The sequence below is a fragment of the Paenibacillus sp. GM1FR genome (assembly GCF_002803315.1).
In the GTDB taxonomy this organism is placed as follows: domain Bacteria; phylum Bacillota; class Bacilli; order Paenibacillales; family Paenibacillaceae; genus Paenibacillus; species Paenibacillus amylolyticus.
Window position 1 is genome coordinate 48,494 of the sequence record NZ_MKZL01000011.1, and the last position, 15,617, is coordinate 64,110.

General features: G+C 48.0%; 17 protein-coding genes. 15 read left to right on the forward strand and 2 right to left on the reverse strand.

What is annotated here, in order from left to right; all coding sequences use genetic code 11:
• Positions 1-37 precede the first annotated feature (37 nt).
• On the forward strand, positions 38-745 hold the full coding sequence (locus PAEAM_RS06175; protein ID WP_100527005.1) for a metal-dependent hydrolase: 708 nt from the start codon (positions 38-40) through the stop codon (positions 743-745).
• Positions 746-971: 226 nt separating this feature from the next.
• Here PAEAM_RS06175 and PAEAM_RS06180 read toward each other — a convergent pair whose 3' ends face one another.
• Positions 972-1,295 (reverse strand): hypothetical protein, encoded by a 324-nt coding sequence (locus PAEAM_RS06180; protein WP_074095924.1) that lies wholly within the window; start codon positions 1,293-1,295, stop codon positions 972-974.
• Positions 1,296-1,474: 179 nt separating this feature from the next.
• Complete coding sequence (locus tag PAEAM_RS06185) at positions 1,475-2,548, reverse strand: M42 family metallopeptidase (RefSeq protein ID WP_100527006.1); 1,074 nt, start codon at positions 2,546-2,548, stop codon at positions 1,475-1,477.
• Between the two features lie 648 nt (positions 2,549-3,196).
• Here PAEAM_RS06185 and spoVAC point away from each other — a divergent pair.
• From spoVAC to PAEAM_RS06255, 14 genes are all read left to right on the forward strand, one after another.
• Positions 3,197-3,700, forward strand: a complete 504-nt coding sequence (spoVAC, locus tag PAEAM_RS06190) for a stage V sporulation protein AC (RefSeq protein WP_370739100.1) — start codon at positions 3,197-3,199, stop codon at positions 3,698-3,700.
• On the forward strand, positions 3,697-4,713 hold the full coding sequence (spoVAD, locus tag PAEAM_RS06195; RefSeq protein ID WP_100527007.1) for a stage V sporulation protein AD: 1,017 nt from the start codon (positions 3,697-3,699) through the stop codon (positions 4,711-4,713). The genes spoVAC and spoVAD overlap by 4 nt, the downstream gene beginning before the upstream one ends.
• 5 nt (positions 4,714-4,718) lie before the next feature.
• On the forward strand, positions 4,719-5,069 hold the full coding sequence (gene spoVAE, locus PAEAM_RS06200) for a stage V sporulation protein AE (protein ID WP_036615159.1): 351 nt from the start codon (positions 4,719-4,721) through the stop codon (positions 5,067-5,069).
• A 208-nt stretch (positions 5,070-5,277) separates the two neighbouring features.
• Positions 5,278-6,234 (forward strand): AAA family ATPase, encoded by a 957-nt coding sequence (locus PAEAM_RS06205; RefSeq protein WP_036615157.1) that lies wholly within the window; start codon positions 5,278-5,280, stop codon positions 6,232-6,234.
• A 66-nt stretch (positions 6,235-6,300) separates the two neighbouring features.
• Positions 6,301-7,485 carry a DUF58 domain-containing protein gene (locus PAEAM_RS06210; RefSeq protein WP_243391315.1) on the forward strand — a complete coding sequence of 395 codons (1,185 nt, stop codon included), beginning with the start codon at positions 6,301-6,303 and terminating at the stop codon, positions 7,483-7,485.
• Complete coding sequence (locus PAEAM_RS06215; protein WP_100527008.1) at positions 7,482-9,695, forward strand: DUF4129 domain-containing transglutaminase family protein; 2,214 nt, start codon at positions 7,482-7,484, stop codon at positions 9,693-9,695. Before PAEAM_RS06210 ends, PAEAM_RS06215 begins: the two co-directional genes overlap by 4 nt.
• 110 nt (positions 9,696-9,805) lie before the next feature.
• A complete protein-coding gene (locus PAEAM_RS06220; protein WP_100527009.1) occupies positions 9,806-10,333 on the forward strand; it encodes a YqeG family HAD IIIA-type phosphatase in 528 nt (175 codons plus the stop codon).
• The gene (gene yqeH / locus PAEAM_RS06225; RefSeq protein ID WP_017687184.1) at positions 10,330-11,457 is read left to right on the forward strand and encodes a ribosome biogenesis GTPase YqeH; all 1,128 of its coding nucleotides are present in this window, start codon (positions 10,330-10,332) and stop codon (positions 11,455-11,457) included. Before PAEAM_RS06220 ends, yqeH begins: the two co-directional genes overlap by 4 nt.
• 42 nt (positions 11,458-11,499) lie before the next feature.
• Entirely contained in the window at positions 11,500-12,369 is an 870-nt protein-coding gene (gene aroE / locus PAEAM_RS06230) for a shikimate dehydrogenase (protein WP_100527010.1), read from the forward strand.
• A 269-nt stretch (positions 12,370-12,638) separates the two neighbouring features.
• A complete protein-coding gene (gene yhbY, locus PAEAM_RS06235; protein ID WP_017687186.1) occupies positions 12,639-12,932 on the forward strand; it encodes a ribosome assembly RNA-binding protein YhbY in 294 nt (97 codons plus the stop codon).
• A gap of 15 nt (positions 12,933-12,947) precedes the next feature.
• Positions 12,948-13,538: a nicotinate-nucleotide adenylyltransferase gene (locus PAEAM_RS06240; RefSeq protein ID WP_074095918.1), complete on the forward strand. Its 591-nt coding sequence runs from the start codon at positions 12,948-12,950 to the stop codon at positions 13,536-13,538.
• Positions 13,522-14,088 (forward strand): bis(5'-nucleosyl)-tetraphosphatase (symmetrical) YqeK, encoded by a 567-nt coding sequence (gene yqeK / locus PAEAM_RS06245; RefSeq protein WP_100527011.1) that lies wholly within the window; start codon positions 13,522-13,524, stop codon positions 14,086-14,088. Before PAEAM_RS06240 ends, yqeK begins: the two co-directional genes overlap by 17 nt.
• A 200-nt stretch (positions 14,089-14,288) precedes the next feature.
• Positions 14,289-14,636, forward strand: a complete 348-nt coding sequence (rsfS, locus tag PAEAM_RS06250; protein WP_036615136.1) for a ribosome silencing factor — start codon at positions 14,289-14,291, stop codon at positions 14,634-14,636.
• Positions 14,633-15,538, forward strand: coding sequence for a CvfB family protein (locus tag PAEAM_RS06255; RefSeq protein WP_100527012.1), 906 nt, complete (start codon positions 14,633-14,635; stop codon positions 15,536-15,538). Before rsfS ends, PAEAM_RS06255 begins: the two co-directional genes overlap by 4 nt.
• The last annotated feature ends 79 nt before the right edge of the window (positions 15,539-15,617 follow it).

Consider the following 15,617-nt stretch of genomic DNA (forward strand, 5'->3'; position numbering starts at 1 on the left):
ATTGTTCCCGATTTCTTCGAAAGGACGTTTTTGCATCATGATGGGAAGATCCCACCTTATTATCGGGACAGGCGTGTCGCTTTCTGTTCTGCAGTTGGCCGGTATGCCAGTGACAGCCCCGGCAGTTACGGTTGCACTGATTGGTTCGTTATTGCCTGACATTGATGAGCCAAATTCGCTGCTGGTATCCAGAGCCTTACCTAACAGTCTGATCAGGTTGTTACAGACGATTCTGTTGCCCACAGCTGTATTTGTGTACTTCTATGTTCATGCCAAACCATGGAACCTGTTGCTTGCGATCCTCATTGCGCTTGTGTCATTCCTGCCTTCGCGTTCGCTTCGCAAAGTGTTGATGTTTGCGATTGGACTCGGACTGGTTTTCTATGGTCACGCATTTGCACCGTGGAATCTGATTGCAGGCAGCCTGCTTATGCTGTGCACCACGCTAACTCATAGGGGATTAACGCATACCTTATATGGAACTGCGGTATGGGCTGGTTTACTCTACAGCACGACCCAGCAGCAGGGCCCGGAGATCTGGGTAGCGGGAGGCACGGCATATGCGATGCATCTGTTGGCCGATTCACTCACCAATCGGGGTATTCGTCCGTTACCACCGCTCAAGTGGCGCATACGGGTGAATCTGATGAGTACAGGGACCAAGCGTGGGGCCGTTGTAGAGAATGTCTGCATTGTGCTCACACTCATTTTGGCGTGGTTCGCGTTCTCGCCATTATTTCTGTAATGACCAAATACCAGTCCTACATAAGGACTGGTATTTCTCTTATCTTATTTTACCTGTAAGCCATGAGAAGAGGGTTATGAGATCAAGTCGCTGTTGGAGTGCTGGATAAACTTTCAATATCGGAGGAGCCAAATACAAATAAAACAACAAGAATAAGCACAATTAACAGTTCGGCAAACCCGGTTCCATCAAACTCGGACATGATGTCCACCTCATTTCTTGGCCATTAAGAATTGATCCTCTGCTGAAATGCCTGTATAACATCATTAAGCGTCATATCGCCGCCAGTTTCATCCAGGAATTGTACCAGTTTGTCTGAATTGGAGGGTGTGACCTTTTGAAGTGTTTTATATTGACCAACCAATTCTACAACCAATGTAGCCTCACGAAACAACGTGACGGCATCCACTCTCAACTTTCCGCTCACCAATAGCGCCGCTACAATCAGTTCGAGATTTTTCCCTTTGAGGCTTCCATTAAGGAGGGTGTTAGCAGCGTTTGGTTTTTTGTTAGAACCTTTATTTGATTTTCCGTTCCTTCCCACTGCCATAACAGGTCCCCCACTGGTTGGTGTTTGGTTATTGATCTTCCATTATCGTATATCTTATGTGGCATTCTCCATAATGTTCGACCTATTAATCTAGTTGATTACAAAAAAAGAGACATCCCGGTCTGACGGGACATCTCTTTCAGGTACATCCTATTTAAGGACTTTCCGTTTAACCTTTACTACGCGTTATTAATTATGGTATTCATCGTTGTCCGATCAAGACCTTTGACCAGTTTCACGATCAGTTCTTTGGCCGCATCGTAGTCATCCGTATGAATGATGGAAGAAGAGGTATGGATATAACGTGCGCAGATACCAACAACTATTGATGGTACACCAATGCCACTCAGGTGAACTTGACCTGCATCGGTACCACCTGGTGAGATGAAATACTGCATTTTAACCTGATTGGATGAAGCCGTATCTTGAACATATTCCACCATTCCGCGATGGGTGAACATACCCGGGTCAAAAATACGAAGCAATGCGCCTTCTCCGATATGTCCAAATGACTGTTTGTCACCTGTCATATCATTCGCCGCGCTACAGTCCAGTGCAAAGAAGATATCAGGCTGAATCAGATTGGCCGCCGTACGTGCACCGCGAAGCCCCAGCTCTTCCTGAACCGTTGCACCAGCATAAAGCGTGTTAGGCAGTTTTTCCTTGTGCAGCGCTTCAACCAGTTCAAGTGCAAGTCCTACGCCGTAACGATTATCCCACGCTTTGGCCATAATTTTTTTCGGGTTCGCCATAGGCGTAAATTCACAGATCGGCACGATCTGCATCCCTGGATGAATGCCCCAGGATTCTGCTTCCGCACGGTTGTCTGCTCCAATATCGAGATACATGGAATTCAGATCCACAGGTTTGTTCCGCTGGGACTCGTCCAGCAAGTGTGCAGGTGTAGAACCTACAACTCCGGTAATCCGACGATCAGGTGTGATGATTTCCAATCGTTGAGACAGTACAGCCTGACTCCACCATCCACCCAGTGGACGGAACTTGATCATACCTGTTTCGGTAATGCCAGTAGTCATGAAACCTACTTCGTCAAAGTGTCCGGCTACCATAACTTTAGGACCGGATTCCTCCCCGCGTAATACACCAAATAGACTCCCCAGGCGATCCTGGACGAACTCATCGGTATAAGCGGAAAGCTTATCTTTCATCCAGCCGCGAAGCTCACGTTCAAAACCGGATGCGGAAGGAAATTCCGTCAACGTACGGAACATATCCATCGTTTTTTCATTCATGTGTCAACAACTCCTCTGTTGGTATGTATTTCAGGTCACAGTAGAACGGCTACCCGCCTGTTGTCCTTTTAAGATGTAGTTCAAAAAGTCTTTTATCTTTTTGAACATGCACTTTAATATGCTGAGGACTTGTTATTTAACCACTGGTCACATTACAGTATGAACCTTGCGCAAGTGATTGTCCATGTTTATGTCACGTATTTAAGGCATATTTTGGGCGCTTACCGTGTCCAAGTTTCATGACTCTATCCGCTGTAGTCGCAGTCCTGATGCCACTTCAATGAATATGAATATATGGAGGAGATGTCATCATTTTGTGAAGTTCTTTATTTCAATATTTGTTTGTCTGTTTACAGGAAGGAGCTAAATATCCAATGAAGCCTCCAGAAGAAGGCACGGAAAAAGTACTGTTTATCGTTCTTTTTATCTTGCTCGTGATTGTTCTTCTTTATTTATAGACGTATCTAAAAGTCCTCAGATCCGGCGTATTCCCATCTTGCTTTCACAACATAATCTTGTTGGAAACATATGCTGTCTGTCGCCGGATACATAACCTTCCGATTATTAACAAACAATGAATATAGGATTACACACATTGGCATTCAGCCGTAGCTTTGAACCATTTTCACATAGAGGAGGTCTTGTAACTTGCCAGCTCAATCTACATCCGGAAGCGAAAAAAAATCATCGTCCCTGTCCATGGATGAAAAGGAGTACAAAAAAGTCGCAAAAAAACATGAGCCGCCTCGTCCAATCCTGAAAAATTGCCTCAAAGCATTTCTGGTTGGGGGTACCGTCTGTTTGATTGGACAGGCCATTCAAGAGGCTTTTATGGCCGGTTTCGACATGACATCGAAGGAAGCTTCCAGTCCTACGGTGGCGGTCATGATTCTCATATCGGTTATTCTAACGTGTCTCGGCGTTTACGATAAAATGGCTCAATGGGCAGGAGCGGGAACGGCTGTGCCGGTTACCGGATTTGCCAATTCCATGTGTTCTGCTGCATTGGAACATCGGGCTGAAGGACTGGTGCTCGGTGTAGGGGCCAACATGTTTAAACTTGCTGGTTCCGTTATCGTGTTTGGTGTCGTGGCAGCATTTGTCGTAGGGATTGTTTACGCCTTTTTGGGATTTGGAGGTGGGCACCTGTGAAACGATTGGGTCGCCAGACATGGCAGTTTGAGAATCGTCCGCGGATCATCGGTAAATCCGCAGTTGTAGGACCAGAAGAAGGCGAGGGTCCATTGTCATCTGATTTCGATTATGTCTACGACAACCTCGAGATCGGCGAGAAAACGTGGGAAAAGGGAGAACGCAAACTGCTCGAACAGGCCTCCCAACTGGCTTTGATAAATGCAAATATCACCAAGGAAGAGCTTCACTTTTTTGTTGGTGGAGATCTGATGAACCAGATTATCAGCAGTTCCTTTTCAGCGCGAAAACTGGGTGTGCCTTACCTGGGTGTCTTCGGGGCCTGTTCTACTTCCATGGAAACGTTAGCGTTAGCGTCCATGATTGTTGACTCCGGAGCTGGCGATTATGTCCTTGCAGGAACGGTGAGCCACAACTGTACGGTGGAGAAACAATTTCGGTATCCGACGGAGTATGGCTCCCAAAAGCCGCCTTATGCGCAATATACCGTCACAGGAGCAGGGTGTGGTGTGGTCTCCCGTACGGGTGATGGTCCCGTTGTTACCAAAGCCACCATTGGACGCATTATGGATTTGGGTATCAAAGATCCCTTTAATATGGGTTCAGCCATGGCGCCAGCAGCAGCCGACACTATAATCTCTCATTTCAGGGATACGGGATTGGAACCCGGCTATTATGATCTCATTGTGACCGGGGATCTGGCTTCCGTCGGTCTGCCAATTACGAAAGAGCTTTTGCAAAAAGAAGGCATTCCCATGGAACAGACAGTTTTTAATGACTGCGGCCTGATGATCTATGATCGGGAGAAACAGCCTTATGTGGTTGCCGGGGGAAGTGGCTGCGGATGTTCTGCCACCGTCACCTATGGTCATATTTTGAACCGGATGCAGAAGGGTGATCTTAAACGGGTGCTCGTTGTTGCTACCGGGGCGCTGTTATCTCCGATTTCGTACCAGCAGGGTGAAAGTATTCCTTGTATTGCACATGCCGTAGCCATAGAAAAGGAGGGATAAAGGTAATGCAGTTCTTGTGGGCATTTATTGTTGGCGGTTTAATCTGTGTTATCGGACAGCTTCTAATGGATGGGGTTAAACTGACCCCAGCTCATACCATGAGTACACTTGTTGTGACAGGTGCGCTTGCGGATGCATTTGGCGTGTATGACCCCTTGGTTAAATTTGCAGGTGCGGGTGCTACCATCCCCATCACAAGTTTCGGTAATTCCTTGGTGCACGGGGCATTGACGGAGTTGGAAAAAGAGGGATGGCTGGGTGTGATTACAGGGATTTTCGATCTGACTGCTGCGGGAATATCGTCAGCGATCATCTTTTCTTTTCTCGCGGCATTGGTCGTTAGACCAAAAGGCTAACATAGAATGAGAAATCTACTTGAACATATTGCGATTCAGCAGAGGCTCCGGATAACTTTTATCCGGGGCTTTTTTGTCGTATTCATGCGTGAACTGCGGTGAATCTGACGGGCTGGAAACAAATTGTGAGTTCCTTCGAGTGTACTCGTGACTCTGGATCATGTACAATAAAAGGAAATCTGTATGCTTTTTTAGGAGGTTAGACCACATGCCTGTGCGCAAAGAGTCGATCCAAATCATATCCGCAGTTCGTTCTAATCTGGAATCCTGCATTATGGGGAAATCCTTTGAAATTCAACTTTTACTTACAGCTTTGCTTGCAGGCGGGCACGTTCTGATTGAAGACGTACCGGGAACTGGCAAAACGCAGTTAATCAAGGCATTATCGAAATCCATGCGTGGTGAGTACCGGCGTATTCAATGTAATCCTGATATTTTACCTAGTGATATTACGGGCGTATCTGTGTTCCATCCGAAGGATGAGCGTTTTTATTTCCGGCCAGGTCCTGTTATGACCAACATTTTGCTAGCTGATGAGATTAACCGGGCCACAACAAAAACCCAATCGGCTCTGCTCGAAGTGATGGAGGAGCGCAGCGTAACCGTTGATGGCGATACGTATGATCTGCCACATCCATTCATGCTCTGTGCAACTCAGAATCCGATTGATTTTGAAGGTACGTATACTTTGCCGGAAGCACAACTCGACCGGTTTATGTTGAAAATAAGTCTGGGTTATCCCGATAAGGAAATTGAGAAAATCCTATTGAAACAGCATCAACTCGGTCAGCCTGTAGATCGCCTTGAATCCGTGACTCATATGGACCAGATCTCGGCAATTCAGCAGGAGATTAAAGAGGTCTTTATCGGTGATCCGGTTATGGACTATTTGCTGGATGTTGTTCGTCAAACCCGCTCCCACCCATCTGTATTGCTGGGTGCCAGCCCACGGGCAGCCATATCGTTCATGATGGCCGTAAAAGCCTTTGCTTTCTTGCAGGAACGTGATTATGTGCTTCCGGATGATGTGAAAACGATGGCCCCTTATGTGATCTCTCATCGTATTGTGCTTCGTCCTGAATCGAGACTGGACAGTATGAGTTCCGAGGCCGTTTTGAATGCCGTACTCCAGCAAGTACGCGTGCCCGTCTCCATGGGGCAATAGTTCATGAAGCCGCTTTTGAGAACAGTCAATAGAGGGTTACGCCACCCACGCATATGGAGCATCGCAATGGTGTGGATGTGCTGTCTGGCTTATGTTTTGTTTCAGGGCGGGAAGACATCCCTTATGCTGCTGTCGATGGTGACCCTGCTCTGTGTGTACCTTGCCATTGCTGGATTTAGCGGGGTAAGACGTGCTCAGGGAGTTCGTAGGTTATCTTCTGGTCCAGACCACGAAGAATTGCTGCATGCGGGTGACCAGGTTCAAGTACAGCTGAGTCTGACGATTCCGGGATTCCTCCCGCTTCCCTATGTTGTTGTGCGTGAAATGCTGCATCGGCATAACGGAGAATCGTGGTCGTTCAAGGAAAGTTTGATTCCCAATATGCGAGGTAATGGGGAGCTGTCATTTCAGACGCCGCCACTTGAGCGGGGGAAGTATGTTTTTTCAGAAACGGAATGTGCCAGCGAGGACATATTTGGACTGATTGAACATCGAGGAAAGTTTAAGGCCAAAGGTGAGTTTCGCGTACTGCCAAGAACGGTATTTATTCCATATTGGCAGCTTTACGACCGCAAATCACGTTTATCCGGTCCTCAGACGGCGTTAACCCGTTCACGGAGAGAGACCACTCAGATCAATGGTGTACGTGACTACGTATACGGAGATCGACTTTCCCGCATTCACTGGAATGCAACGGCAAAGACAGGGAACTGGAAGTCCAAGGAGTTTGAACATGAGTCTGTGCCCAAAACCGTTCTGGTTTTGGATGCGCTGGCATCAAGTTATGAACATGGGGATGCATTCGAAATTGCCGTTTCCACGGCTGCCTCTCTGCTGGAGTATGGTGTCAGGGAACGAATGGGGATGGGGTTGTTGACATTGTCAGACCAGACATCCTTCATGGCCCCCAGTGAAAGTCTGATGGAACGACAGAAGATGATGCATCATCTGGTGGATATTCAATATAACGGTCAGGATACCCATCTGTTGCCCGGCGTGGAAAGAATCGCACGTCAACTGCCTCAGGGAGCTTACTTTGTTGTGATTTCTCCCCAGAAGGATGAAAAAATAATGGAACTGTTGCGCTGGGCCGATACGCGGGGCATGACTCCATGTCATATTCTGATCGATACCAGTGAATCTCGCCGGAGTGCCGAGTGGAATGCCATGTTGCGTGGTAGAGGCACGAGGTCATTCACTGTTTCTCATTTGCAGGAGCTTCCAACGGTGATGGGGGGAGGTACTGTATGAGTTCAAAAGGAAATGAAAGTATTACAGGCAAACGATCCTGGTATCATGCAGCGTCATTGCTCTGGATTTTCCTGATTGGAATGCAGTGGATTTCATTTACGCAGGAATCGTGGTACACGGAGACAACTTCTCTGGTGTTATGGACACTTGCAGCGGTCAGTGTGCTGGAGGTCATTCTGCCCTTCAAAACGATCTATCGGGCGATCATCAAGGCGGTCGTTGTTGGTTACATTTTGCATAAAACGCTGATTGATTATACGGTATACATCCCTTATGGCTCTTTAACGGACCGAGCGGAGCAATTCATATTACACATGACGCCGTACATCTGGTTCTCCCTGTGTGCATGGGTGATGCTTGAAGCTGCGCTTCGACTCGTGACCACAACACGTCGCATTCTTGTTTTTCTGGGAGTCAACATCATTTCGATGGGGATTCTCGATTCTTTCACCCAGATTCCACTCTGGATTGAAATCGCCTGGGTGATGTTTGCGGGGATGGGATGGCTCGTATGCCAGCATTTCCGTAACTATCAGCTACAGTATCCACAAGGTTGGAAACGAATCATCCGTTATCCTTATAAAGTCCTGGCCAATATTGCCATTATCTTTTCTTTGATTATTGTAGCCAGCGTCAATATGCCGGAGATTCCACCTACCTTGACGGACCCATATACGGCGTGGCGTAACTATACCGGAACTTCCACAAGTCAGGCTGGTAACGGAAACCTTGATATTCCCGCGGCTACCGAATCGGGATACAGCAGGGAAGACAATCAGCTTGGTGGAGGATTCAACTTCGACTATACCCCTGTTATGTCTGTCACCACCAATGAGCGCAGTTACTGGCGTGGTGAGACACGTGCAGAGTATACAGGTACAGGCTGGGATGACCGTGGACGGGGTGCGACAGAGAATGTTGAAGCCGGACAGCCTCTCGAGAACCAAGAATCCGGTAATGTGAATACCAAACAAGTGACTCAGAACGTAACGATGCTGAATGATAATGTCTATCCGATTCTCTTTGGTGCTTATTCAATCTCGGAAGTTAGCTCGATTAATGGTGAAGACAGAACGGATCGGATGTTGTGGAATGCCGAACAGGCTGAACTGCATGTGGTGACAGACCGTCAGCAACCACAGTATCCCAAGACATATACTATCGTATCGGAAGCCCCTGTGATTGTGGAAGATGAGCTTCGTACAAAGTCATTTGAAGATCTGTATAACAGTAATCCGGCAGATGATATGTACTTGCAGTTACCATCCCGTTTCCCTGACCGGGTGTCGAATCTGGCAGCCGAGATAACGGCATCTGCGAATACTCCGTATGAAAAAGTGGCATTACTGCAAAACTATTTACAAACTAATTTTGAATACACGAACAATCCGGATTTATCTCGAAAAGTAAGCGGCGACTTTGTGGAAGGTTTCCTGTTCGATATTATGGAAGGCTACTGTGATTACTTCTCGACTGCGCTGGTGATGATGGCGCGCTCGGAGGGCATTCCTGCAAGGTGGGTTAAAGGTTATGCGCCTGGACAACTGTCCCTGAATTCGGACATGCAGGCTCCACGTCAACCTGGCGCGGAGATTGAGACGACCTACACCGTTACGAATGCAGATGCACACTCTTGGGCAGAGGTTTATTTTGGTGAGTATGGATGGATTCCTGTTGAAGCAACGCCGGGCTTTGATATGCCGCTGCTGACGGAACAGCCTGATGTACAGCCTGTAGATGAGCCAGAAGAAGAGCCAGAAGAGGAGCCGGTACAAGAGGAAGAGCAGACCCCTGCACCTGAGCAGACATCGTCTGCCATCCCGACTTTTGTTATCTGGGCTGCAGGAGCCATTATTGTATTGTGGGTAGCCTATATGTTCTGGCGTAATCGTTTCTCCATGCGATTCTTCCTGCTTCGTCTACGGACAGGTGGACCGCTCACCCCTGAACAGAAGGTAGTGGCAGAGACCGAGCGTTGGATTCAGTATGTGAAACGCAAAGGGTTGACCCGGAGCGGAGACGAGACACTTCGTGAATCGGTAGCCCGCTGGAGCCAGGCAAAACCTGCTGCAGAAGCAACATTGCATGAGCTTCTCACGAAGTTTGAACAGACTCGTTACAGTCCGGCGTCCGTAACTGCCGACGACTGGAAGGGCGTCTATCAGACCGCCTTGAAGCTGCGGAAGGAACTGAAAGCGGAACGGGCATAGTTGTTGCCCGTCCCGTTTTTCCTTTTTTCCTATGCCATCAGGCGCTGTATGCATTTTCAGGAAAGACGGATTTGTGATATAGTGTGTCGTATGAAACTGAGGTGACTTCTTTGTTTAAAATGTTAATGCCCAAGCTGCGTGTAGACACGGTTTTTGACATTAATCTGGAAGAGCTGTACGCTCAAGGCTACCGTGGAATTATAACTGATCTGGATAACACACTCGTTGGAGCCAAAGCCCCTGACGCTACGCCCGAACTGATTGAATGGTTTGCACGTGTGAAAGAGGCAGGTTTCAAGCTGATGATTGTGTCCAATAACAATTTGAATCGTGTATCCCTGTTTGCGACCCCGCTGGATATCCAGTTTGTGCATAGTGCACGCAAACCATCGAATGTACCGTTTCGTAGAGCAATGAAAATGATGGAGTTATCTCCTGAAAACACGATTGTAGTAGGCGATCAGATGCTTACGGACGTTTATGGAGGGAACCGAATGGGGTTATATACCGTTCTGGTACTGCCAATCTCCATTGGGGACGAAGGATTTATGACCCGCTTCAATCGACGCGTGGAACGGATTGCTCTAACGAGTTTACGCAAGAAAGGCTTATGGCTTGAGGAGGAAAAGAAGAAATGACAGAACCGCATAACGGCAATCTTGCCGTAAGGTGCAGCGGATGCGGCGTGCATCTGCAAACAGAAAATTCGGAATTACCAGGGTTTATCCCCGAGAAGGCATTGGATCGTGAACCGGTTATATGCCAGCGCTGTTTCCGCATCAAAAACTACAATGAGTCATCATCCGTTACGGTGGATCAGGACGAATTCCTGGCGCTGCTTAGCAAAATCGGGGATAAGGATGCACTTGTCATCCATATCGTTGATTTGTTTGACTTTGATGGAAGTATTATCTCCGGTCTGCAACGTTTTGTAGGCAACAATCCGGTATTGCTTGCTGTGAACAAAACGGACTTGCTTCCGAAAGTTACCAACTGGAACAAGGTTCGCAACTGGGTTCAGAAGCAAGCCAAAGAACAGGGTTTGCGTACCGTGGATGTAGTCTTGTGCAGTGCAAAGCAAAATCAGGGCTTCGACCGACTGCTTGAGCTTGTGGGAACGTATCGCGAAGATCGTGACGTGTACGTGGTTGGCGGTACCAATGTGGGTAAATCCACACTGATTAACCGTCTGATCCGTGATTACAGCGATCTAGAGCAGGAACTGACCACATCCCGTTATCCGGGAACAACGCTGGATATGGTGAACATTCCGTTGGATGATGGAAAATATATCATTGATACGCCTGGAATCGTGTATCCATGGCGTTTCAGCGAGATTGTTTCACGTAAGGATCTCGCTGCCATCATGCCGGAAAAACCGCTTAAACCGGCTGTGTATCAGTTGAATTCCGGTCAGACGCTGTTCTTTGGCGGCATGGCTCGATTTGACTTTGTGGAAGGTGATCGCCAGTCGTTCACTTGTTTTATCAGCACTGCGCTTGACATTCACCGGACGAAGCTGGAGCGTGCAGATGATCTGTACCGCGACCATCTGGGAGAATTGTTGTCTCCGCCAACCCGTGAGGATGCAGCAGAGATGGCTGAATGGACCAGACATGAATTCCGCATCAAACGTGGCAGTCAATCCGATGTATTCATCTCTGGCTTGGGCTGGATTAAGGTTAATGGCGATATTGGAGCGCTTGTTGCTGTTCATGCTCCAAAAGGCATTCGTGTACAGATCCGCCCATCCTTGATCTAGTAAACTCAGAAGCTGTACATCAGATGGATCGGAGGCGGACCTATGTCTGAGCAGAACAAATTCAACTCTTCACTTCCCGTGTTGCTTGGTGTTATGGGTGATCCTATTGCTCACTCCAAGTCTCCGGCAATGCACAATGCGGCTCTGCAGGCTGCAGGAGTGAATGGAATGTATATGCCACTGCATGTTCATCCGGAACAACTGGAAGCGGCAGTTCGCGGAATTGTGGCACTGGGCTATCGTGGTGTTAATGTCACCATCCCGCACAAAGAGCAGGTGATGCAGTATCTGGATGTGATCGATGAAAGTGCTCGCCTGATTGGTGCGGTGAATACCATCGTTAATGAAGGTGGAACACTGACAGGGTACAATACCGATGGTATTGGTTATGTCCGATCGCTGAAGGAAGAGGCTGTGCCTGAGCTTGCGGGTAAACGTATTGCTGTACTAGGAGCAGGTGGAGCAGCGAGAGGTGTCATATATGCACTTGCACTGGAGAAGCCTGAACGGATCCACATTCTGAACCGTACAGCGGACAGGGCTATTGCACTTGCTTCGGATTTGCGGGGTCATGGCTTGGGAGAAATCTTGGGTAGTGGCATGGAAGACGCTGCAACGGTACTGGCTACGGCTGATATCGTGATTAACACAACGGCTGCCGGAATGCATCCTCATGTTGATGACGTACCAGTTGATCCTGCACTGATCCGTGAAGGAGCAGCGGTGAGTGATCTGATCTACAATCCGCTGGAGACCCGTCTGCTTCGAGAGTCGCGGATGCGAGGATGCACGGTGCACGGTGGTCTGGGTATGTTTGTATACCAGGGCGCAGTGGCCTTTGAACATTGGCTCGGCATTCCCGCTCCTGTGGAAACGATGAGACGTGCTGTACTAAACAGTTTTGAAGTGTGAAAATGATATTAAGAGTACAGGCAGACAACGAGTGCAGAACCAATCTGAAGAAACGAAGTGGTCGCATTTATCACCGGATTTTCCCTTTGTGAAAAGGGATCAGAAAAATCTGGGGATAACAGCGATCGGAAGATGGTACTGCAATCGGAGTCACCTTGTGTACTCAGTGATCATTTTCACCATTGAAAAATAATAATTGAATGGTCAGGTCCGGACAGTTTTTGCGCTGTCGATCAGGGCCTGCTCAACATAAGGAGTATGGAGTATTCATGTTAAACGGTAAACAAAAGCGCTTTTTACGGTCACAGGCACATCACCTGACCCCTGTATTTCAGATTGGTAAAGGTGGAACTAACGAGCACCTGTTCCGTCACATCGAAGATGCGATTGAGAAGCGCGAATTGATGAAAGTGCAAGTGTTGAACAACAATGACGAGGACAGAAAAGAGATGGCAGAAGAAGTTGCCCGTGAAACGGGAAGTGAGCTTGTACAACTCATCGGTAACACAATCATCCTGTACAAAGAATCTCGCGATAACAAACAAATCGAACTACCTAGATAAGGGAGCGTGACGCGGGTGAAGATCGGTATCATGGGTGGTACGTTTGATCCGATCCACATGGGACACCTCCTGGCAGCTGAAGCGGCAAGGGATTCACATGCACTGGATGAGATCTGGTTCATGCCTTCCCATGTTCCACCTCACAAACGCGGAGCCGGAGCTTCGGGACAGCAACGTCTCGATATGACGGAAGCGGCTGTGAAGGGCGTGCAGCAATATGAGGTGCTGGGTATCGAGATGGAACTTGGCGGAGTGTCTTATACCATCGATACGATGAAGGAACTGTGGCGTCGCCATCCTGAACATGAATTTTATTTCATTATCGGGGCGGATATGGTGAACTATCTTCCCAAATGGGAGCAGATTGAAGAGCTTGCAGAACGCTTAACCTTTATCGGAGTTGGTCGGCCGGGCTTCCAGTTACATCTGGATGATTTACCAGACGAGTTACAGGATCGGGTCCTGCTGGCCGAGATGCCCTTGGTCGATATTTCATCGACAGCCGTACGCAGACGTCTGGCAAAAGGACATTCGGTACGCTTCATGATTCCTGATGAAGTGCACCAATACATTGTAAGGAGCGGTTTATATGGCACTAAGCCGTGATGAACTGATTCAAGCAGTATCCGGACAAATGCCGGAAAAACGCTGGAAGCATACACGGGGTGTAATGGAATCGGCAGTGATGTTGGCTGAAAAATACGGTGCTGATTCTGTGAAGGCAGATCTGGCAGCGATATTGCATGATGTGGCGAAGTACTGGCCCGTAGCGGAGATGGAAGCGGTCATCCGTGATAACGGATTAAACCAGGAACTTCTGCAGCATGACAAGCAGCTCTGGCATTCCGAAGTCGGTGCTTTTGTAGCCAAGCGTGATTACGGTGTGGAAGATTCCGAAGTTATTAATGCCATCCGGTGGCATACCTCGGGTCGAGTGGGCATGAGCCTGCTGGACAAAGTGGTATGTCTTGCCGATTACATTGAACCGGGACGAGATTTCCCGGGAGTGGATCACATTCGCGAACAGGCTGAACGTAGTCTGGAGGAAGGTTTAATTGCCGGATTCGATTCGACGATCAGCTTGCTGATCTCGCAGCGACGTGTCATTTATCCTTTGACTATGCTGTCGCGGAATGACTTAATTGCACAATTATAGAGGTTGTTCAAAAAGTCCACTTTTGATTACGAAGGATGCCTAGCGGCATCATCAGCATCGAAGATGAAATTCAGCTGAAATGTCCGTTGCTCACGTAGTTTGCCTACGCTCCGCTACTCCATTTCTAGCTTTATTCCATCTTCTCGGTACTGAAAACTGATCTTTTTGAACACACAATTATAGATTATGGAGGTTGGTTCATGACAGTATCATCGAAAGAACTTATGAATATGGCGGTTGCTGCCGCTGACGACAAAAAGGCATCCAATATTGTAGCGTTGGATCTAATTAATGTTTCTCTGGTGGCAGATTATTTTGTTATTTGTCACGGGAATTCCGATACACAGGTACAAGCCATTGCCACTGAAATTCGCAAACAGGCTCATGCAGCCGGAGCGACGATCAAAGGTATCGAAGGTATGGATTCCGCACGTTGGGTATTGATGGACATGGGCGATGTTGTTGTTCATATCTTCCACCGCGACGAGCGTGAATACTACAACATTGAACGACTATGGTCTGATGCCAAAGTGGTGGAAACTGTATGAGTTTGATTGCTGGAACAGTCGTCTCTTTGCCGGTTTCACGTGAAGTGTCTCCGTTTGGCTTCTTTTTGACGACAGGATCGGAAGATGTACTGCTTCACTACACCGAGTTAACACGGGATATTAAAATTGGTGAGATGCTAGAGGTATTTGTATTCTTTGATACAGAAGATCGTCTGGCCGTAACGATGAAAAAGCCTTATCTCATGCTTGGAGAAATGGCACGACTGGTTGTGGCTGATGTTCACCCACGACTGGGCTGTTTCCTGGAAATGGGCCTTGGACGGCAATTGCTGCTTCCTATTCGTGAATTGCCTGAACTGGAAGAACTGCGTCCTCAAGTGGGGGATGAAGTCTTTGTAATCATGGAACATGACAAGCAAGGACGTCTGCGTGCCAAATTGGCCGGGGAACGTGAGCTTTCACCATTGTCTTTCCATGCGCCAACTTCATGGTTAAACGAGTGGGTTGAAGCGACGGTATACAAGCCACTGCAGATGGGTACTTTTGTACTTGTAGAGGGCGGCGTACTGGGCTTTGGCGCGATTGGTATGATTCATTCATCCGAACGTAGTCATATGCTGCGTCTTGGTGAGAAAGTTAAATGTCGGGTGACACTGGTACGTGAAGACGGACGTGTGAATCTGGCCATGACTCAACTCAAACAAGTTGGACGTAACGAAGATGCAGACAAGCTGCTCGCTTTCATGAAAGAACGCCCTATGGGTGGCATGCCATACTCGGATGCAACTCCGCCGGATATCATCAAGCAACGCTTTGGCATCAGTAAGTCTGCCTTCAAGCGTGCCTTGGGCAAATTGATGAAAGACGGATTGGTGGTCCAAAAGGAAAGCTGGACGTATCTGTCCGAATCAGCTCCTGCGGATCAAAGTGAAAACAAGTAATCTTCCTGATTAAATAGATGTAATATGGAACTCGGATAAGGCAGGGATAGGCTGGGTAAACACCGGATGCCCCTGCTTT